Source organism: Massilia luteola (genome assembly GCF_034420155.1).
Classification (GTDB): Bacteria; Pseudomonadota; Gammaproteobacteria; order Burkholderiales; family Burkholderiaceae_D; genus Telluria; species Telluria luteola.
Genome location: NZ_JAXOFN010000042.1, coordinates 20,502 through 36,192 on the forward strand (window position 1 = coordinate 20,502; position 15,691 = coordinate 36,192).

The 15,691-nt window shown below is 68.2% G+C and carries 13 protein-coding genes; 4 read left to right on the forward strand and 9 right to left on the reverse strand.

Going from position 1 to position 15,691, the window contains the following annotated elements:
• Positions 1–9: 9 nt before the first annotated feature.
• Together leuD and leuC are read right to left on the reverse strand one after the other, a co-directional pair.
• Positions 10–663 carry a 3-isopropylmalate dehydratase small subunit gene (gene leuD / locus U9J41_RS26485; protein ID WP_322405170.1) on the reverse strand — a complete coding sequence of 218 codons (654 nt, stop codon included), beginning with the start codon at positions 661–663 and terminating at the stop codon, positions 10–12.
• Positions 656–2,068 carry a 3-isopropylmalate dehydratase large subunit gene (gene leuC, locus U9J41_RS26490; RefSeq protein ID WP_322405171.1) on the reverse strand — a complete coding sequence of 471 codons (1,413 nt, stop codon included), beginning with the start codon at positions 2,066–2,068 and terminating at the stop codon, positions 656–658. Before leuC ends, leuD begins: the two co-directional genes overlap by 8 nt.
• A gap of 110 nt (positions 2,069–2,178) precedes the next feature.
• On the opposite strand from leuC, the gene U9J41_RS26495 reads away from it, so the two are divergent.
• The gene (locus U9J41_RS26495) at positions 2,179–3,102 is read left to right on the forward strand and encodes a LysR family transcriptional regulator (protein WP_322405172.1); all 924 of its coding nucleotides are present in this window, start codon (positions 2,179–2,181) and stop codon (positions 3,100–3,102) included.
• A gap of 237 nt (positions 3,103–3,339) precedes the next feature.
• Here U9J41_RS26495 and U9J41_RS26500 read toward each other — a convergent pair whose 3' ends face one another.
• Positions 3,340–6,066, reverse strand: a complete 2,727-nt coding sequence (locus tag U9J41_RS26500) for an alpha-1,6-glucosidase domain-containing protein (RefSeq protein WP_322405173.1) — start codon at positions 6,064–6,066, stop codon at positions 3,340–3,342.
• Positions 6,067–6,268: 202 nt separating this feature from the next.
• Between U9J41_RS26500 and U9J41_RS26505 the strand changes: the two genes are divergently transcribed.
• Together U9J41_RS26505 and glk are read left to right on the forward strand one after the other, a co-directional pair.
• Positions 6,269–7,912, forward strand: coding sequence for an alpha-amylase family glycosyl hydrolase (locus U9J41_RS26505; RefSeq protein ID WP_322405174.1), 1,644 nt, complete (start codon positions 6,269–6,271; stop codon positions 7,910–7,912).
• A gap of 1 nt (position 7,913) precedes the next feature.
• Positions 7,914–9,800 (forward strand): glucokinase, encoded by a 1,887-nt coding sequence (glk, locus tag U9J41_RS26510; RefSeq protein WP_322405175.1) that lies wholly within the window; start codon positions 7,914–7,916, stop codon positions 9,798–9,800.
• Between the two features lie 284 nt (positions 9,801–10,084).
• On the opposite strand, the gene U9J41_RS26515 is transcribed toward glk, so the two are convergent.
• On the reverse strand, positions 10,085–11,296 hold the full coding sequence (locus U9J41_RS26515; RefSeq protein WP_322405198.1) for an MFS transporter: 1,212 nt from the start codon (positions 11,294–11,296) through the stop codon (positions 10,085–10,087).
• 81 nt (positions 11,297–11,377) lie between these two features.
• On the opposite strand from U9J41_RS26515, the gene U9J41_RS26520 reads away from it, so the two are divergent.
• Entirely contained in the window at positions 11,378–12,172 is a 795-nt protein-coding gene (locus tag U9J41_RS26520; protein ID WP_322405176.1) for an AraC family transcriptional regulator, read from the forward strand.
• Positions 12,173–12,329: 157 nt separating this feature from the next.
• On the opposite strand, the gene U9J41_RS26525 is transcribed toward U9J41_RS26520, so the two are convergent.
• The 5 genes from U9J41_RS26525 to U9J41_RS26545 all read right to left on the reverse strand — a co-directional run bounded on the left by U9J41_RS26525 (position 12,330) and on the right by U9J41_RS26545 (position 15,691).
• Positions 12,330–12,779 carry a hypothetical protein gene (locus tag U9J41_RS26525; RefSeq protein ID WP_322405177.1) on the reverse strand — a complete coding sequence of 150 codons (450 nt, stop codon included), beginning with the start codon at positions 12,777–12,779 and terminating at the stop codon, positions 12,330–12,332.
• Positions 12,780–12,896: 117 nt separating this feature from the next.
• Positions 12,897–14,597 carry a methyl-accepting chemotaxis protein gene (locus tag U9J41_RS26530; protein WP_322405178.1) on the reverse strand — a complete coding sequence of 567 codons (1,701 nt, stop codon included), beginning with the start codon at positions 14,595–14,597 and terminating at the stop codon, positions 12,897–12,899.
• Positions 14,598–14,759: 162 nt separating this feature from the next.
• A complete protein-coding gene (locus U9J41_RS26535; protein WP_322405179.1) occupies positions 14,760–15,182 on the reverse strand; it encodes a hypothetical protein in 423 nt (140 codons plus the stop codon).
• 69 nt (positions 15,183–15,251) lie between these two features.
• Positions 15,252–15,482, reverse strand: a complete 231-nt coding sequence (locus tag U9J41_RS26540) for a M13-type metalloendopeptidase (protein WP_322405180.1) — start codon at positions 15,480–15,482, stop codon at positions 15,252–15,254.
• On the reverse strand, positions 15,479–15,691 hold the full coding sequence (locus U9J41_RS26545; protein ID WP_322405181.1) for a hypothetical protein: 213 nt from the start codon (positions 15,689–15,691) through the stop codon (positions 15,479–15,481). Before U9J41_RS26545 ends, U9J41_RS26540 begins: the two co-directional genes overlap by 4 nt.

Below are 15,691 nucleotides of genomic sequence, written 5' to 3' on the forward strand. Positions count from 1 at the left end.
TGGGTCGCGTCAGGCGTCCAGGCGCGCGCGGGTCACGCGCGCGACGTCCTTCAGCCACGGCCTGGCGGCTTCGTGGCGGCGTTGGAAATCGCGGATGCGTTCGTCCAGCGCGAGCGTCGCGCCGATCATGTCCAGCCCTTCCAGGAACATGTGACGGTGGCGTTCCGACAGGCTGAACGCCGCCTCGATGCCGTGGCTCCTTACCGTCATCGCCGCCACGTCGATCGCGACCGCAGCGGTGGCCGGGTCGCCGGCGTCGGCCATGATCCGTTGCACGACGTCCTCCGGCAGCATCACGAGCAGCAGGCGGTTGTTCATCGCGTTGCTGTAGAAGATCTCGCCGAAGCTGGGCGCGATGACGGCGCGGATGCCGTACTGCTGCAGGCCCCAGACGGCGTGTTCGCGGCTCGACCCGCAACCGAAATTGCTGCCGCCGACGAGGATGCGGGTGTTGCGGTACTCGGGACGGTTCAGGACGAAGTCCGGGCGCGGCCGGTGCGCGGCGTCGAAGCGCAGGTCGTACAGCAGGCCGCGGCCCAGGCCGGACTTGTCGATCCCGCGCAGGAACTGCTTGGGCATGATCTGGTCGGTGTCGAGGTTCGGCGCCGGCAGCGGGGCGGCGATGCCTTCGATCCTGGTCGTGTCGGGGTGTGTGTCACGCATGGGTTTCTCCAAGTTGGCGGACGTCCGTGATGCGGCCCGTGACCGCGGCCGCGGCGGCCATCGCAGGGCTCATCAGGTGGGTGATGCCGCCGCGTCCCTGGCGGCCTTCGAAATTGCGGTTGGTGGTCGAGGCGCAGCGCTCGCCCGGCGCCAGGACGTCGTCGTTCATCGCCAGGCACATCGAACAGCCGGGCTGGCGCCATTCGAAGCCGCTGTCGATCAGCACCTGCGCGATGCCCTCGCTTTCGGCCTGGCGCCGCACCGCGCCCGATCCCGGCACGACCATTGCCCGTACGCCGGGGGCGACCTTGCGGCCGCGGACGATGCCCGCGACGGCGCGCAGGTCTTCGATGCGGGCATTGGTGCACGAACCGATGAACACGCGTTGTACCGCGACGCCTTCGACGGCCATGCCGCCTTCCAGGCCCGTGTAGCGCAGCGCCTGTTCGGCCGCCGCGCGCGCGGTGCCGTCCAGTGCGGCCGGCAGGGGAATGACGGCGTCGATGGGCACGGCCTGGTCCGGGCTCGTGCCCCAGGTGACGTATGGCGCGACGGCGCGCGCGTCGAACACGTGTTCGGCGTCGAAGCGGGCGCCGGCATCGGACCGCAGGCCGGCCCAGTCGGCGCGGGCGGCTTCGAGCACGACGCCCGCGATGTCGGGCGCGCGTTCGAGCACGTAGCGCACCGCCCTGGCGTCGGGCGCTATCAGCGCGCCGCGCGCGCCGGCCTCCACCGCCATGTTACAGAGCGTCATGCGCGCCTCGATCGACAGCGCGTCGATGGCGGCGCCGCAGAATTCCACCGCATAGCCGCGCGCGCCCTGGGCGCCGATGCGGGCGATGATGTGCATGATCAGGTCCTTCGCCGTGACGCCCGGCGCCAGCGTGCCGTCGACGCGGATGCGCATGTCCTGCGCGAGCCGGTAGACGAGCGTCTGGGTCGCGAGCACGTGCTCGACTTCCGACGTGCCGATACCGAAGCCCAGGGCGCCGAGCGCGCCATAGGTCGTCGTGTGGCTGTCGCCGCACAGGACGACCATGCCGGGCCGGATCATGCCCAGTTCGGGCGCGATCACGTGCTCGATGCCTTGCAGCGCGTCGTTGGTGTCGAACAGGACGATGCCGTGCGTGCGGCAGTTCCGCGCCAGGTTCGTCGCCTGCAGCGCGGACGGCGGGTCCTGGATGACGCGCGCGGCCACCGGGTGGGTCGGGATGATGTGGTCCACCACCGCCATCTGCCGGCCGGGCGCGGCGACGCCCCGTCCCGCGTCGTGCAGGCCGGCGAAGGCCTGGGGGCTGGTGTATTCGTTCATGATGTGCAGGTCGGCGTACAGGAGCACGTTCTGCGCGTCGAGCCGCGCCACCGTGTGCGATTCGACGAGTTTCTGGTACAGCGTGGTTGCCATGGTTCCTCCGATGGGGCGGCACGTGGATGCCGCCGGTGGAGAAAGTGTAGGCGTTTCGTATGGCTTTATAATGCAGAATACTTTTATCTATTCTTAAGATGAACTGAATAATGGACCGCTTGTCCGACCTCGAATTCTTTGTGCGCCTGGTGCAGCAGGGCTCCCTGGCGGCGCTGGCGCGCGAGATGGGCGTGACGCCGCCCGCCGTGACGGCGCGCCTGGCGCAGCTGGAAAAACGGCTCGGCGTACGCCTGCTGAACCGCACGACGCGGCGCATCGGCGTCACGCACGAGGGCGAGGTCTACCTGGCAACGGGCGCGCGCCTGCTGGCCGAATTGCAGGAGCTGGAGCAGTCGGTCTCGAACAGCAAGGCCGTGCCCAAGGGATTGTTGCGCGTGAACGCGACGTTCGGATTCGGGCGCCGCCACATCGCGCCGGCCGTGGTGGCGTTCGCGCGCCGCTATCCGCAGGTGGAGGTGCAGCTGGACCTGACCGACCGCGCCGTCAACCTCGCCGACCAGGCGTTCGACATCGGCATCCGGTTCGGCACGATGCCCGATTCGCGCATGGTCGCGCGGCGCGTCGTGCGCAACCGCCGGCTGCTGTGCGCGGCTCCCGGCTACCTGGCGGAGCACGGCATGCCGGCCACGCCGCGCGACCTGCAGACGCATCGCTGCATCGTGCTGCGCGAGAGCGACACGGCCTACGGCACCTGGCACCTCGAACGGGGCAGCCGGCAAGAGACGGTGAAGGTGCGCGGCACCTTGAGCACGAACGATGGCGAGACGGGCGTGCAGTGGGCGCTGGCCGGCTTCGGCATCCTGATGCGTTCGGAGTGGGACATCCACCAGCACATCGCCGCGGGCCGCCTGGTGCCGGTGCTGAAGGACTGGACGCTGCCCAGCGCCGACGTCTATGCCGTGTATCCCGAACGCGCGAACCTGTCGGCCAAGGTCGGCGCCTTCATCGATTTCCTCGTCGAATGGTTCGGGCGGGACGCGGCGTGGACACAGCCGCGTCACGAAGCCGTCTAGGTTCTATTCTTGGATCGATTAAAGGCCCGCGGCATCAATTCTTACGTCGTTCCCGCGGAGGCGGGAACCCAAGTTTGAGAGGCCGCCCGCGCAAAATTGGGTCCCCACCTGCGCGGGGACGACGACGTACTAATGACGACGTGCCAAAAGGATTCCGGACGTGCTAATGACGACGTGCCAAGGATTCCGGAAATTGCGCTTTTCACCTCGTATCAGTCAGATCGACGCTAGCCCGCCTCAGTCCTCGACGAACACGACGGCCGTGCGCGGCGGGATCGTGAATGCGCCCGTCGCGCCGTCGAACGTGGCCTGCGTCGCGCGCTTGTCGGCCGCGTGCCCGGACAGGAACACGGGATGCAGGTGCATGCGCTTGCCGACGGCGTCCGGGTCCGTCACCGTGTGGCAGACCTTGTCCACGTTGATGGCGTACGCGATGCCGGCGAATCCCGCGCCGTCCAGGCCGCGGCCGTCCAGGTGCGCAGCGACCACGGTCGGGACCTGCGTGCTGCCGGTGTTGAAGAAGCGCAGGCGCTGCCTGATGTCCGCCGCCGTCGGCAGGCGGAACAGGGTGGAACTGGCGCGGATGGCGAGCAGGTCGCGGAACGCGTCGCGCGCGAACGCGATGTCGGCCGGCGTGGGCTTGAGCGCGGCGTCGGCCAGCAGGGGCTTCAGCAGCGGCCAGTCGCGGCCGTTGTCGTCGGCCGGCGGCAGGCCCGTGCCGAAGTGGTTGTCGCGGTAGGTCCAGTCGATGCGGTTGAACCAGTCGCCGGAATTGAAGCTGTTGCGGTCCAGCGATTTCGAGCGCAGCACGTCGATGCCCGCGTGATAGTACGCGACGCCCTGCGCGAACGCGTCGACGGCCATGCCCAGCACCTGCACGCGCGCCCGTTCCTGGCTCGACGTCGCGAGCGGCAGTTTGAGGACGTCGATGTCGAACAGGGTCTGGTTGTCGTGGTTCTCGACGTAGTTCACGACCTCGCCCGGCTCGCTCGCATAGCCGGCCGGCTGGCCGTTGTAGTCGATGGCCGCGAGCGGCACGGTCTTGTCGTCGAACGTGTGCAGCGGATACGAGCGGATCGAACCCGCGAGCCCCGCGCGCACGAGGTCCGCCGTTTTCAGCAGGTCCGCGGCGGGCCGGTCGCCGGCGTGCGCGTTCGGATCGTAGACGAGGCCATTGATCCAGCCCTGGCGGCCGAACATCGCTTCGCCCGAATCGCCCGCGGACCCGCCGCGCACGGCGTCGCGCAGGCGGTCGTTGAACGTGCCGATGCCGCTGCCGTTCAGCGACAGCTGCGAGGCCTGCACGAAGCGCGCGCCGTCCGCCACCTCGCCGAAGTTCCAGCCTTCGCCGATCAGCTGGACGTTGCGGCCCGCCGCCGCATTCACCGTGCGCTGCAACGCTTCCATCACGGCGCGCGGCTGGTGGCCCATCAGGTCGAAGCGGAACGAATCGATCTTGTATTGCGTCGCCCACAGCGCGACGGAATCGATCATCAGCTTGCCCATCATGCGGTTTTCCGTCGCCGTGTTGTCGCAGCATGTGGAACGCTCGATGGCGCCGCTCGCGTTCAGGCGGTGGTAATAGCCGGGCACGATGCGGTCGAGGACGGACTTCTCGTTTTGTCCCGCGATGAACGTGTGGTTGAACACGACGTCCATGCCCACGCGCAGGCCTGTCTTGTGCAGGCTTTGCACCATCTGGCGGAACTCGACGATGCGGCGGGCGCCGTCGGCCGGATCGGTCGCATAACTGCCTTCCGGCGCGTTGTAGTGGAACGGGTCGTAGCCCCAGTTGAAGCAATCCGTTTCGGCCGTGCGTTTCACGAGCGCCTGCTGGGTGTCGCCGTCGGCGCTGCCGGCCGGTTGCGGCAGCGCGCATCCCGTTTCCGGCACGCTGCCGATGTCGTACACGGGCAGCAGGTGCACGTCCGTCAGGCCGCTGTGCGCGAGGGCCGCGAGGTGCTTCATGCCGTCCGAACCGGTGTCCGTGAAGGCGAGGTATTTGCCGCGATGGGCGGCGGGCACGCTCGCGTCGTCGCGCGAGAAATCGCGCACGTGCAGTTCGTAGACGACCATGTCGGTCTGATGCCTGATCGTTTGCGGCGCGGGCGTCGTGTCCCAGCCGGCCGGTTTCAGGTGCGGCGCATCCAGGCGCGCGATGTAGCTGCGCTTCGAATCGGTCGTCAGGCTGATCGAGTACGGATCGGTGACGAGGTTGCGCACGATGCCCGCGTCGACCGGCACGTCGACGGCATATTTGTAGTACTTGCCGGTCAGGTCGCCCGGCAGCGCGGCGTGCCAGGCGCCCGTGCGGCCGTCGAAGTCCATCTGGTACACGGCGCGCACGCCGCCGGTGCCGCCGTCGTAGACGCAGACGGCGGCCTGTTGCGCGGTCGGCGCCCACACCGTGAAGCGCGTGCGGCCGGCGCTGACGTCCACGCCCAGCTGCGGCAGGTCGGCGGCGGGCGCATACAGGTCGTCGAGGGCGCCCGCGGCCTGGACGCGCGTGGCGTCCAGCACGCGGCCCGTCGCGTCCTCGCGCACGAGCACGAGCTGGCCGCGGTGCAGGCCGGGCAGGGACGCGGCGTCGGCGTCGCGCACGCGCAGCACGGGGCCCCCGGCCAGGTAGTTGAAGCGCGTGGCCGCGGCGGGCGGCACGGTGCCGGCGAAGACGTCGAGGCGGATCGCGCCGTCCGCGCCGCTCACCGTACCGCCCGCCGGCGCGGCGATCGCGCCGCGCGCCGAGCGATAGAGTTTGAAGACGCCGCCGGACGCGCTGCCCGGCCAGATGACGAGCCGCCCGTCGAGCCAGACGGCGCGCGCATCGAAGCGCGCGGCGGCCGGGTGCAGCACGGTCTGGAAGCTTTTGCCGTCGCAGGCGTCCGGTCCGATGGCGGCATGGGCGCCGGCGCCGGCCAGGATGAAAAAGAGGGCGCCGCTGGCGTGGAGAGTTCGTCTTGTCATGGTCGTGCGAGTGTCCGGTTGGCGCGACAGGTTAACATTCTTTGATGTAGTTTGACTACCACAAGAAGCGATTCAGTTTTGTGTGAAAACACGTAAGTCAATGATTTAAATGAACATTTAATCTAGCTTCCCTATTTTTGCGACGATTGTCATCATGCCCTCGATCCTGTATATTGCGTAAAAATTACTAGAGGGACACCAGATGACCACTTCTTCGCACGACAAGAATCCGTGGTGGCGCGAAGCCATCATCTACCAGGTTTATCCGCGCAGCTATCTCGATACGAATGGCGACGGCGTGGGCGACCTGCCGGGCATCACCGCCAAGCTGGATTACATCGCCAGCCTGGGCGTCGACATCGTCTGGCTCTCGCCGTTCTTCAAGTCGCCGATGAAGGACTTCGGCTACGACATCGCGGACTACTGCGACGTCGATCCGCTGTTCGGCACCCTCGCGGACTTCGACGCGCTGGTCGCGCGCGCGCACGGCCTGGGCCTCAAGATCATGATCGACCAGGTGATGGCGCACACGGCGGAGAACCACCCGTGGTTCGCCGAAAGCCGCTCCAGCCGCGACAACCCGAAGGCCGACTGGTACGTGTGGTCCGATCCGCTCGCGGACGGCAACCCGCCCAACAACTGGCTGTCGGTGTTCGGCGGCTCGGCGTGGCAGTGGGACAGCCGCCGCAAGCAGTACTACATGCACAACTTCCTCGTGAGCCAGCCGCAGCTCAACTTCCACAACCCGCGGGTGCAGCAGGCGCATCTGGACGCGCTGCGCTTCTGGCTCGAACGCGGCGTCGACGGCGTGCGCATGGATGCCTGCAACTTCCACTTCCACGACCGTGAACTGCGCAGCAATCCGCCCGCGCTCGTGCGCGACACGTCGACCGTCACGGACGTGAACCCGTACGGCATGCAGGCCCACATCCACGACAAGACCCAGCCGGAGAACATCGCGTTCCTGCAAAAGCTGCGCAAGCTGCTGGACGAATTCGGCGCCGTCGCGATCGGCGAAGTGGGGGCCGACGATTCGCTGGCCGTGATGGCCGACTACACGTCCGGCGGGGACAAGCTGCACATGGCATACAGCTTCAACCTGCTGACGCCCCAGTTCTCCAGCCGCCATATCCGCCGCCAGGTCGAGGAATTCAATGCGCGCGTGAAGGATGGCTGGGCGTCGTGGTCGGTCGGTAACCACGATTCGATCCGCGTCGCCACGCGCTGGGCGAGCGCCGAAGCGACGCCCGCGTCGCGCGCGTCCTTGTCCAAGCTGGTGCTGGCATTGCAGCTGTCGCTGAAAGGCACGCCGTGCCTGTACCAGGGCGACGAGCTGGCGCTGCCGGAAGCGGACGTCCCGTACGAACTGCTGCAGGACCCGTACGGCATCACGTTCTGGCCCGAGTTCAAGGGCCGCGACGGCTGCCGCACGCCGATGCCGTGGACGAACGACGGCGCGCATGCCGGCTTCACGACGGGCACGCCCTGGCTGCCGGTGCCGCCCGAGCACGCGGCGTTGGCCGAGGCAGGCCAGGAACAGGACCCGCAGTCGACGCTGAACTTCGCGCGCAAGGTCATCCACTGGCGCCGCACGCAGCCGGCACTGACGCGCGGCGACATCGTGTTCTTCGACGTGCCGGAACAGGCGCTGGCGCTGCGCCGCGACCTCGACGGCCACCCGTCCGTGCTCGCGGTGTTCAACGTGACCAACGCACCCTTGCGTTTCGATTGGCCGCAAGCGGCGGGCGCGCACAGGCTGGAAGGCCACGGCCTGCCGGGCGACGTGGACGGCACGACCGTCACGCTGCCGCCCTACGGCGCCTGGTTCGGTACTACAATCGCCTGATATGGAAGAACAACTCGACGGAGACAACAAGCCCGCCCGCACCGCGTTCGCCGACGGCGCGCGCCTGCTGGCCGACATCGGCGCGACGCACGCGCGCTTCGCGCTGCAGACCGCGCCCGGCAGCTATCGCTCGGTGCGCGTGCTCAAGTGCGACGACTTCGCGGGCATCGTTCCGATGCTGCGTTTCTACCTCGACGAGCACGCGGACGCGCGCCTGCACCACGGTGCGCTCGCGCTCGCGAACCCAGTCGACGGCGACTACGTGCACATGACGAACCGCCCGTGGGAATTCTCCACGGACGCGGTGCGGCGCGAACTGGGCCTGGACACGCTGTTGATCGTCAACGACTTCACGGCGCTGGCGATGGCGATCCCCGGCCTCAAGGAGTCCGACCTGATGCAGGTGGGCCCCGGCAAACCCGTGCCGGGCGCCGTGCTGGGCGTGCTCGGACCGGGCACGGGCCTCGGCGTCTCGGGCGGCATTCCGACCGTCGACGGCTTCGTCACGCTCGGCAGCGAGGGCGGCCACGTCAACTTCGCGCCCAGCGACGAGCGCGAATTCGCGATCCTGCAGGCCGCGTGGCGCGAATGGAGCCACGTGTCGAACGAGCGCCTGATCTCCGGCCCCGGCATGGAGATCATCTATCGTGCGCTGGCGGAACGCAACGGCGTCCAGTTGCCAGGCGATGCGCCCGCGCGCACGTCGGCCGAGATCATCGCCGGTGCGCTCGACGACAACGATCCGTTGTGCCTGGAAGTGCTGGAATGCTTTTGCGGCATGCTGGGCGGCGCGGCGGCGAACCTGGCGGTGACGCTGGGCGCGTTCGGCGGCATCTTCATCGGCGGGGGCATCGTGCCGCGCCTGGGCGAGTGGTTCCGGACGTCGCCGTTCCGCACGCGCTTCGAAGCGAAGGGCCGTTTTTCCAGCTACCTGTCCGACATCCCGACGTACGTGATCTCGACGCCGCACGTCGCGTTCGACGGCGTCGCGAACATCCTCTCGGAACACCTGCGCGGACGCAGCGGCGGCAACACGCTGATGGACCGCATCCATAAACTGCAGTCGGAACTGACGCCCGCCGAGCAGCGCGTGGCGAGCCTCGTGCTGGAACAGCCGCGCCTCGTGCTGAACGAACCGATCGCCGGCATCGCCAAACTGGCGGACGTGAGCCAGCCGACCGTGATCCGCTTCTGCCGCTCGCTCGGCTTCCTCGGTCTCGCCGACTTCAAGCTGAAATTCGCGAGCAGCCTGACGGGGTCGATCCCGGTGCGCCACAGCCAGGTGCGCGGCAGCGACAGCACGCACGACCTGTCGGCGAAGGTCATCGACAACACGATCTCGGCGATCCTGCAATTCCGCGACCAGCTGGACGTGCGCGCGATCGACCGCGCGATCGAACTGGTGAGCCGCGCCAGGCGCGTGGAGTTCTACGCGATGGGGAATTCGCGCGTGGTGGCGCTGGACGGCCAGCACAAGTTCTTCCGCTTCCGCATCCCGACGGCGCTGTACGGCGACTCGCACCTGTTCAAGCTGGCGGCCGAGCTGCTGGGACCGGGCGACGTGGTCGTGGCGATCTCGAACTCGGGCCGCCTGCCGGACCTGCTGGCGGCGGTGGAGGCAGCGCGCGCGGCGGGTGCCGACGTCATCGCCATCTGCAACAGCCAGTCGCCGCTGGCGCGCCGCGCGGACGTGCTGCTCGCCGTCGACCATGCGGAAGACAGCACGCACTTCCTCGCGATGATTTCGCGGATCCTGCAGCTGCTCCTCATCGACATCATGGCGGTCGGTATCTCCGTCGACGTGCATCATGCGCGGGCGTTGGCGCCGGCGGCGGTGGAAGGCGAGGGAGAGGGACGGCGCGCTCTCATTTCTCACCTCGACAGCTAAACCAACGTCGTCCCTGCGCAGGCAGGGACCCAATTTGCCGGCATCGTGGCAACGCTGAACCTGGGCCCCCGCCTGCGCGGGGGCGACGGCTTTTTAAGGCAGCGGCATATTCAACGTCGTCCCTGCGCAGGCAGGGACCCAATTTGCCGGCATCGTGGCAACGCCGAACTTGGGCCCCCGCCTGCGCGGGGGCGACGGTTTTTTATGCAGCGGTTATTTGCGCGAGCGATGTTTTTTAACGCAGCGGTTTATTTACGCGAGCGATGTTTTTTTAACGCGGCGGTTTATTTACGCGCTTCGATCTTCGGCAGGAACGCCGCCAGAATCCCCAGCAACGGCAGGAACGACGCCAGCCGATACACCGTCTCGATCCCCGCCACGTCGGCGATATGTCCCATGGCCGCGGCGCCGATGCCGCTGACGCCGAACATCAACCCGAAGAAGATCCCCGCGATCATGCCGACCTTGCCCGGCACGAGCTCCTGCGCGAACACGACGATCGCGGAAAACGCGGACGACATCACGAGCCCGATCACCACCGACAGCACGCCCGTCCAGGGCAGGTCCGCGTACGGCAGCGCCAGCGTGAACGGCGCGGCGCCGAGGATCGACACCCAGATCACGCGCTTGCGGCCGATGCGGTCGCCGATCGGGCCGCCCGCGAACGTGCCGGCGGCGACGGCCGCCAGGAACACGAACAGGTACAGCTGCGCGGTGCCGACGGGGACGTGGAATTTCTCGATCAGGTAGAACGTGTAATAGCTCGACAGGCTCGCCATGTAGACGTATTTCGAGAACACGAGCATCGCCAGCACGGCCAGCGCGCGCACGACGGTCGCACGCGGCAGCGCCGGGCCGGCGTGCGCGGCCGCCTTGCGCGTGACGGTCTTGAGGTGGCTGCCATACCAGCGGGCCACGCCCACGAGCACGATCACGGCGACGAGGGTGAACAGCATGAACCAGGCGATGCGGCCCTGGCCGCGGCCGACGATGATGGCGGCGGCCAGCAGCGGGCCGAACGCGGAGCCGAGGTTGCCGCCGACCTGGAACAGCGACTGTGCGAAGCCGAAGCGTCCGCCCGACGCCAGCCGCGCCACGCGCGAGGCTTCCGGGTGGAAGGTCGACGAGCCGACGCCGATCATGCCGGCCGCCAGCAGCAGCATGGGAAAACTGCCCGCGACGGCCAGCAGCGCGACGCCGCCCAGGGTCACGCACATCCCGGCCGGCAGCAGGAAGGGAATCGGGCGTTTGTCGGTATACAGGCCGATCCACGGCTGCAGCAGCGACGCGGTGCACTGGAACGTCAGCGTGATCAGGCCGACCTGCGTGAAGCTGAGGGCAAACTGGTCCTTCAGCAGCGGATAGATCGACGGCAGCACGGCCTGCACGCAATCGTTCAGCAGGTGCACGAAGGCGACGGAAAACAGGATCTGGAGGACGGCCCCGGGCGCGGCGCTGGCCGGCCCGGCTGCCGTGACGGCGGGCGAGGTGGGCATGGTCATGGTGTTGTTCTCGATGAATGGCGGACCAGTGTAATATCGTATATTCGAACGCATATTCCATTTTTCGTCGCCCAAGTGACACTCTCGCCATCGCCCCGCTATCGCCAGAAATACCGCCAGCTGCCGCGCAGCGTGACGGCCGTGCCGTCCGAAGTGCAGCACGGCGAACTGGTCGAAGCCCACAGCCACCCGTGGGTCCAGCTGCTGTACGCCAGCGAGGGCGTGATGCGGGTGCGCACGGAACTGGGCGTGTGGATCATCCCGCCGCGGCGGGCGCTGCTCATCGCGCCCGGCATCGTGCACGAGCTGACGATGCTCAGCCGCGTGAACATGCGTGCGCTGTACATCGAGCCCGCTGCCGCCGGCACGCTGGTCGACGGTTGCAGGGTGCTGGAAGTGAGCGCGCTGCTGCGCGAGCTGATCCTGGCCTTGTCGCTCGAACCCGTCGACTATCCGCCCGGCGGGCGCGGCGAAGCGCTGGCGCGGCTGATCCTGTCGGAGCTGGCGGCGATGGAGACGGTGCCGATCGCCGTGCCGTGGCCGCGCGACCGCCGCCTGCAGGCGCTGTGCGCGGACGTCATGGCGCATCCCGGCAGCTTGCGCCGGCTGGACGACTACGCGTTCGATGCGGGCGCCAGCGCGCGCACGCTGATCCGCTTGTTTCCGCGCGAGACGGGACTGCATTACCGCCAGTGGGTGCAGCAGGTGCACCTGGCGCACGCGTTCGAGATGCTGGCGCGCGGCGAGAGCGTGGGCGCCGTCGCGCAGGCGCTCGGCTATGCCAGCCCCAGCGCCTTCACGAGCATGTTCCGCAAGCTGCTGGGCAAGACGCCGCAGCACTATCTGGCCGAATGGCGGGCGCGGGCTTGAGGCGATGAGGCAGGGAGGCGCCGCCGACCGGGGGAGGAGTGGCGCCACCGTCCACGCGGCGTGGATGACGGCGCCGCACGGTCAGCGGCAGCGTCCACGATAGGCGCGTCGGATTTTCCTTGGTTTGTGCCCGATCAATGAGAGCGAATGACCCGGCTCAACCCGACTTCAGTTCGATCTTGCGGATATTGCGCCGCCACTCGGCCAGCGACTGCACGGTGTCGTTGTCCGTGTCCTCGACGAGGATCTCGTCGCCCTGGTGCGCCACGAGGAAGCTGGCGCGGCGGTGCACGTCCTGCTTGCGGTCTTCCACGAAGCTCAGTTGGTAATACGCCTTGCCTTCGAGGATGCGCGGGTTCGGGTCGTCCTCGATGACGGCGCCGTGGGCCGCGCCGTGCGAGCGCTTTTCGATCTCGTCCGACCACGTCTTGAGTTCCGGCAGCGCCATCAGTTCGGCGATCGCCTGGTCGCGCGTGCGCGCCGGCGCGGCCGGTGCCTGGACGGCCGCCGGCCGGGGCGGCGGCGCCGGCTTTTCGCCCTTGCAGGCGGCGAGCGCGGCCAGGGCGAGGAGGGTGGCGCTCAGCAGGCGGACGGGGCGTGCGGACATGGCGGCTCGATGGAAGGCAAAGAACCAGTCTAAACCAGTTGGTGTTACCCGGCAACTTGTCTGTAATGGAAAGAACAAGCCCTGAAAATCGCGCAAATCATGCCGCCGCCGGCGGCGTCAGAACGTTTCCCAGTCCGCGCTGACGCCCGCCGCCACGGCCGTCCTGACGACCGGCCGCGGCATCTGCCTGGCCAGCTGCGGCCGCGCGGCGGGACGAGCCACCGACGCTGGACGCGCGGCCGCCGCGCCGCCGCCCGCCAGGGTGAACGTGCCGACCAGCCGCGCGAGCCGCGCGGCCTGTTCCTGCATCGCCTGGGACGCGGCGCTGGCCTGTTCGACGAGCGCCGCGTTCTGCTGCGTCACCTCGTCCATTTGCGCGACGGCCTGGTTCACCTGTTCGATGCCCGTGCTCTGCTCGCGGCTGGCGGCCGAGATCTCGGCCATGACGCCGGTCACGCCCTGCACGCGGCCGACGATCTCGCTCATCGCGGCGCCGGCATCGCCGACGAGCGCCGAGCCGACGCCGACCCTGTGGACGGACGCGTCGATGAGGGCCTTGATCTCCTTCGCCGCCGAACCGGCCCGGTGCGCCAGGTTGCGCACCTCGCCGGCGACGACGGCGAACCCGCGGCCCTGCTCGCCGGCCCGCGCGGCCTCCACGGCTGCATTCAGCGCGAGGATGTTGGTCTGGAACGCGATGCCGTCGATGACGGCGATGATGTCCACGATCTGCCTGGCCGACGCGTCGATCGCCGCCATCGTGTCGACCACCTGCGCGACGACCTGGCCGCCCTTGACGGCCGCGTCGGACGCGGACGCGGCCATGTCGTTGGCCTGCTGGGCATTGCCGGCGTTCTGGCGCACGGTCGACGTCAGCTCTTCCAGCGACGACGCGGTTTCTTCCAGCGACCCGGCCTGCTGTTCGGTGCGGCTCGACAGGTCCAGGTTGCCGGCCGAGATCTCGCCGGCCGCGGTGGCGATGGCGTCGGTGCCCGAGCGCACTTCGGCGACGATGGTGGCCAGCCTGTCGCGCATGTCGCGCATCGCCAGCATCAGGCTTGCGTCGTCGCCCGGCTTCACCGGCACGTCGACGGTGAGGTCGCCGGCCGCGATCCGCGCGGCGACGTGCGCGGCCGCATCGGGCTCGCCGCCCAGTTGCCGGATCAGCGTGCGCGTCACCAGCACGGCGGCACCGCTGCCGGCAGCGAGGGCGGCGGCGGCGAGGCCCAGCATCATGCGCACGGCGGCCTCGTATTCGTCGTTGGCCTCGCGTTTGGCGTCGTCGTTCTGCTGGATTTCCAGGCGCCCCAGGGCTTTCATCGTGCCGAGCCAGACCGCCTGCAGCGGCGCGACCTTGTTCATGAGCAGGTCATTCGTTTCTTCGGTCTTGTTGGCGAGGCCGAGCTTTTCCGCCTCGGCCATCAGGGGCAGCGCGGCGTTTTCCTCGTCCTGCAACTTGGCGAAGGCGGCTTTTTCCTCGGCCGTCGAGGCCGGGTTCTCGAACGCCTTGCCGAGTTTGTCCCTGGCGTCCGTATAGGTGTTTTCCGCCTGGCGCAGGTCGGCAGTTTCTTGCGCCATCTTGTTGGCGTCGGTCAGGATGGCGAGATTGCGCAGTCCGATCATGCGGTCGTTGACGCTGTCCTTCATCTTGCCGATCAGGGCGATTTCGACGTTGTTCACGTCGGTGATGAGCTTGAGGTGGGCCTGCATCTCCTGCATTTTCAGCAGGCCGAAGCCGACGATGACGGCAAGCAGGGCGAGGACGAGGGCATAGCCGAGTGCAAGCCGGGTACCGACTTTCATGTTCTTCACGTTCATGGTGTGCCTCTCCGAGCGTCGAGGGAATCGATGAAAAGAGACAGTGCGGGGTTTCGGCGCTATCGTTCTGCAAGGCAAATGTGAGTGCCTTGGGGAAAGTATAGGATTGCGCCGCGCTCGGCGGAACATTAAATTCTCGTAATGTGGGCGCACGCCACAGTGTCAGTCTCTTGCCTGCAAGCCGTGCTCGTCGCACCAGCGGCGCAGTGCCGTCCTCGTTTCCTCGCTGCGGAAGTGTTGCCAGGATGCCGTTGCGCCCCGTTCGTCGAGCAGGCGCGCGAAGCCGTCGGTGTCGTTGGCGTCGACCAGGTCGCGGACGGCGGCCTGGTCGTCCGCCAGGTGCGCGGCGGCGAAGCGGAACACCAGCTGGTCGCCGATGCCCAGCAGGCTGGCCGGCGGCACGACGACGTAGGCCTGTTCGCCATCGCCATTGCCGTCGCCATCGGCCGGCACCGGCGCTTCCTCGTCCATGTAATCGTCATTGAGCAAGTGGATCATGCCCGTCGCGCGCGCGACGAGGGCCTTGGCGCCGTCGTCGACGACGAGCGCCGCATGTCCGAGTTCGTCCAGGTTGACTGCCGCCATGGTGCCTCCGTTCGTTCGATGCCGCCAGTATGCAACGCTTGCGCGCGCGGGCTCGCACGCTTGCCTGTTTTACCAGATCCGCACGCGATCGGCTGGCTTCAGGTACAGCCGGTCGGCAGGCTCGACGCCGAACGCCGGATAGAAGGCGTCGAGGTTGCGCACGGTCCACACGCGCTGCGGCGCGGGGGCGTGCGGATTGGTGAGCAAGCGCCGGCGCAGGTCGGCGTCGCGGTAGCGCAGGCGCCAGATCTGCGCCCAGCCGAGGAAGAAGTGCGCCTCGCCCGTCAGGCCGTCGATCACGGGTCCACGCCGGCGTCGAAGAACGGCGGCTGCAGGATGGCGGCGGGGAAGACGATCGCCACCTTGGGATAATTGGCGAAGGCGTCCACCGTCATCGGCGTCGCGCTCCATTCCCAGCGATAGACGGGCCGGCCGACCTTGGCCGCGTCCCAGTCGTGGTGGAAGGCCGCGGCGCGCTGCGCGTTCCCGAACGCGTCGCCGTCGCGCAT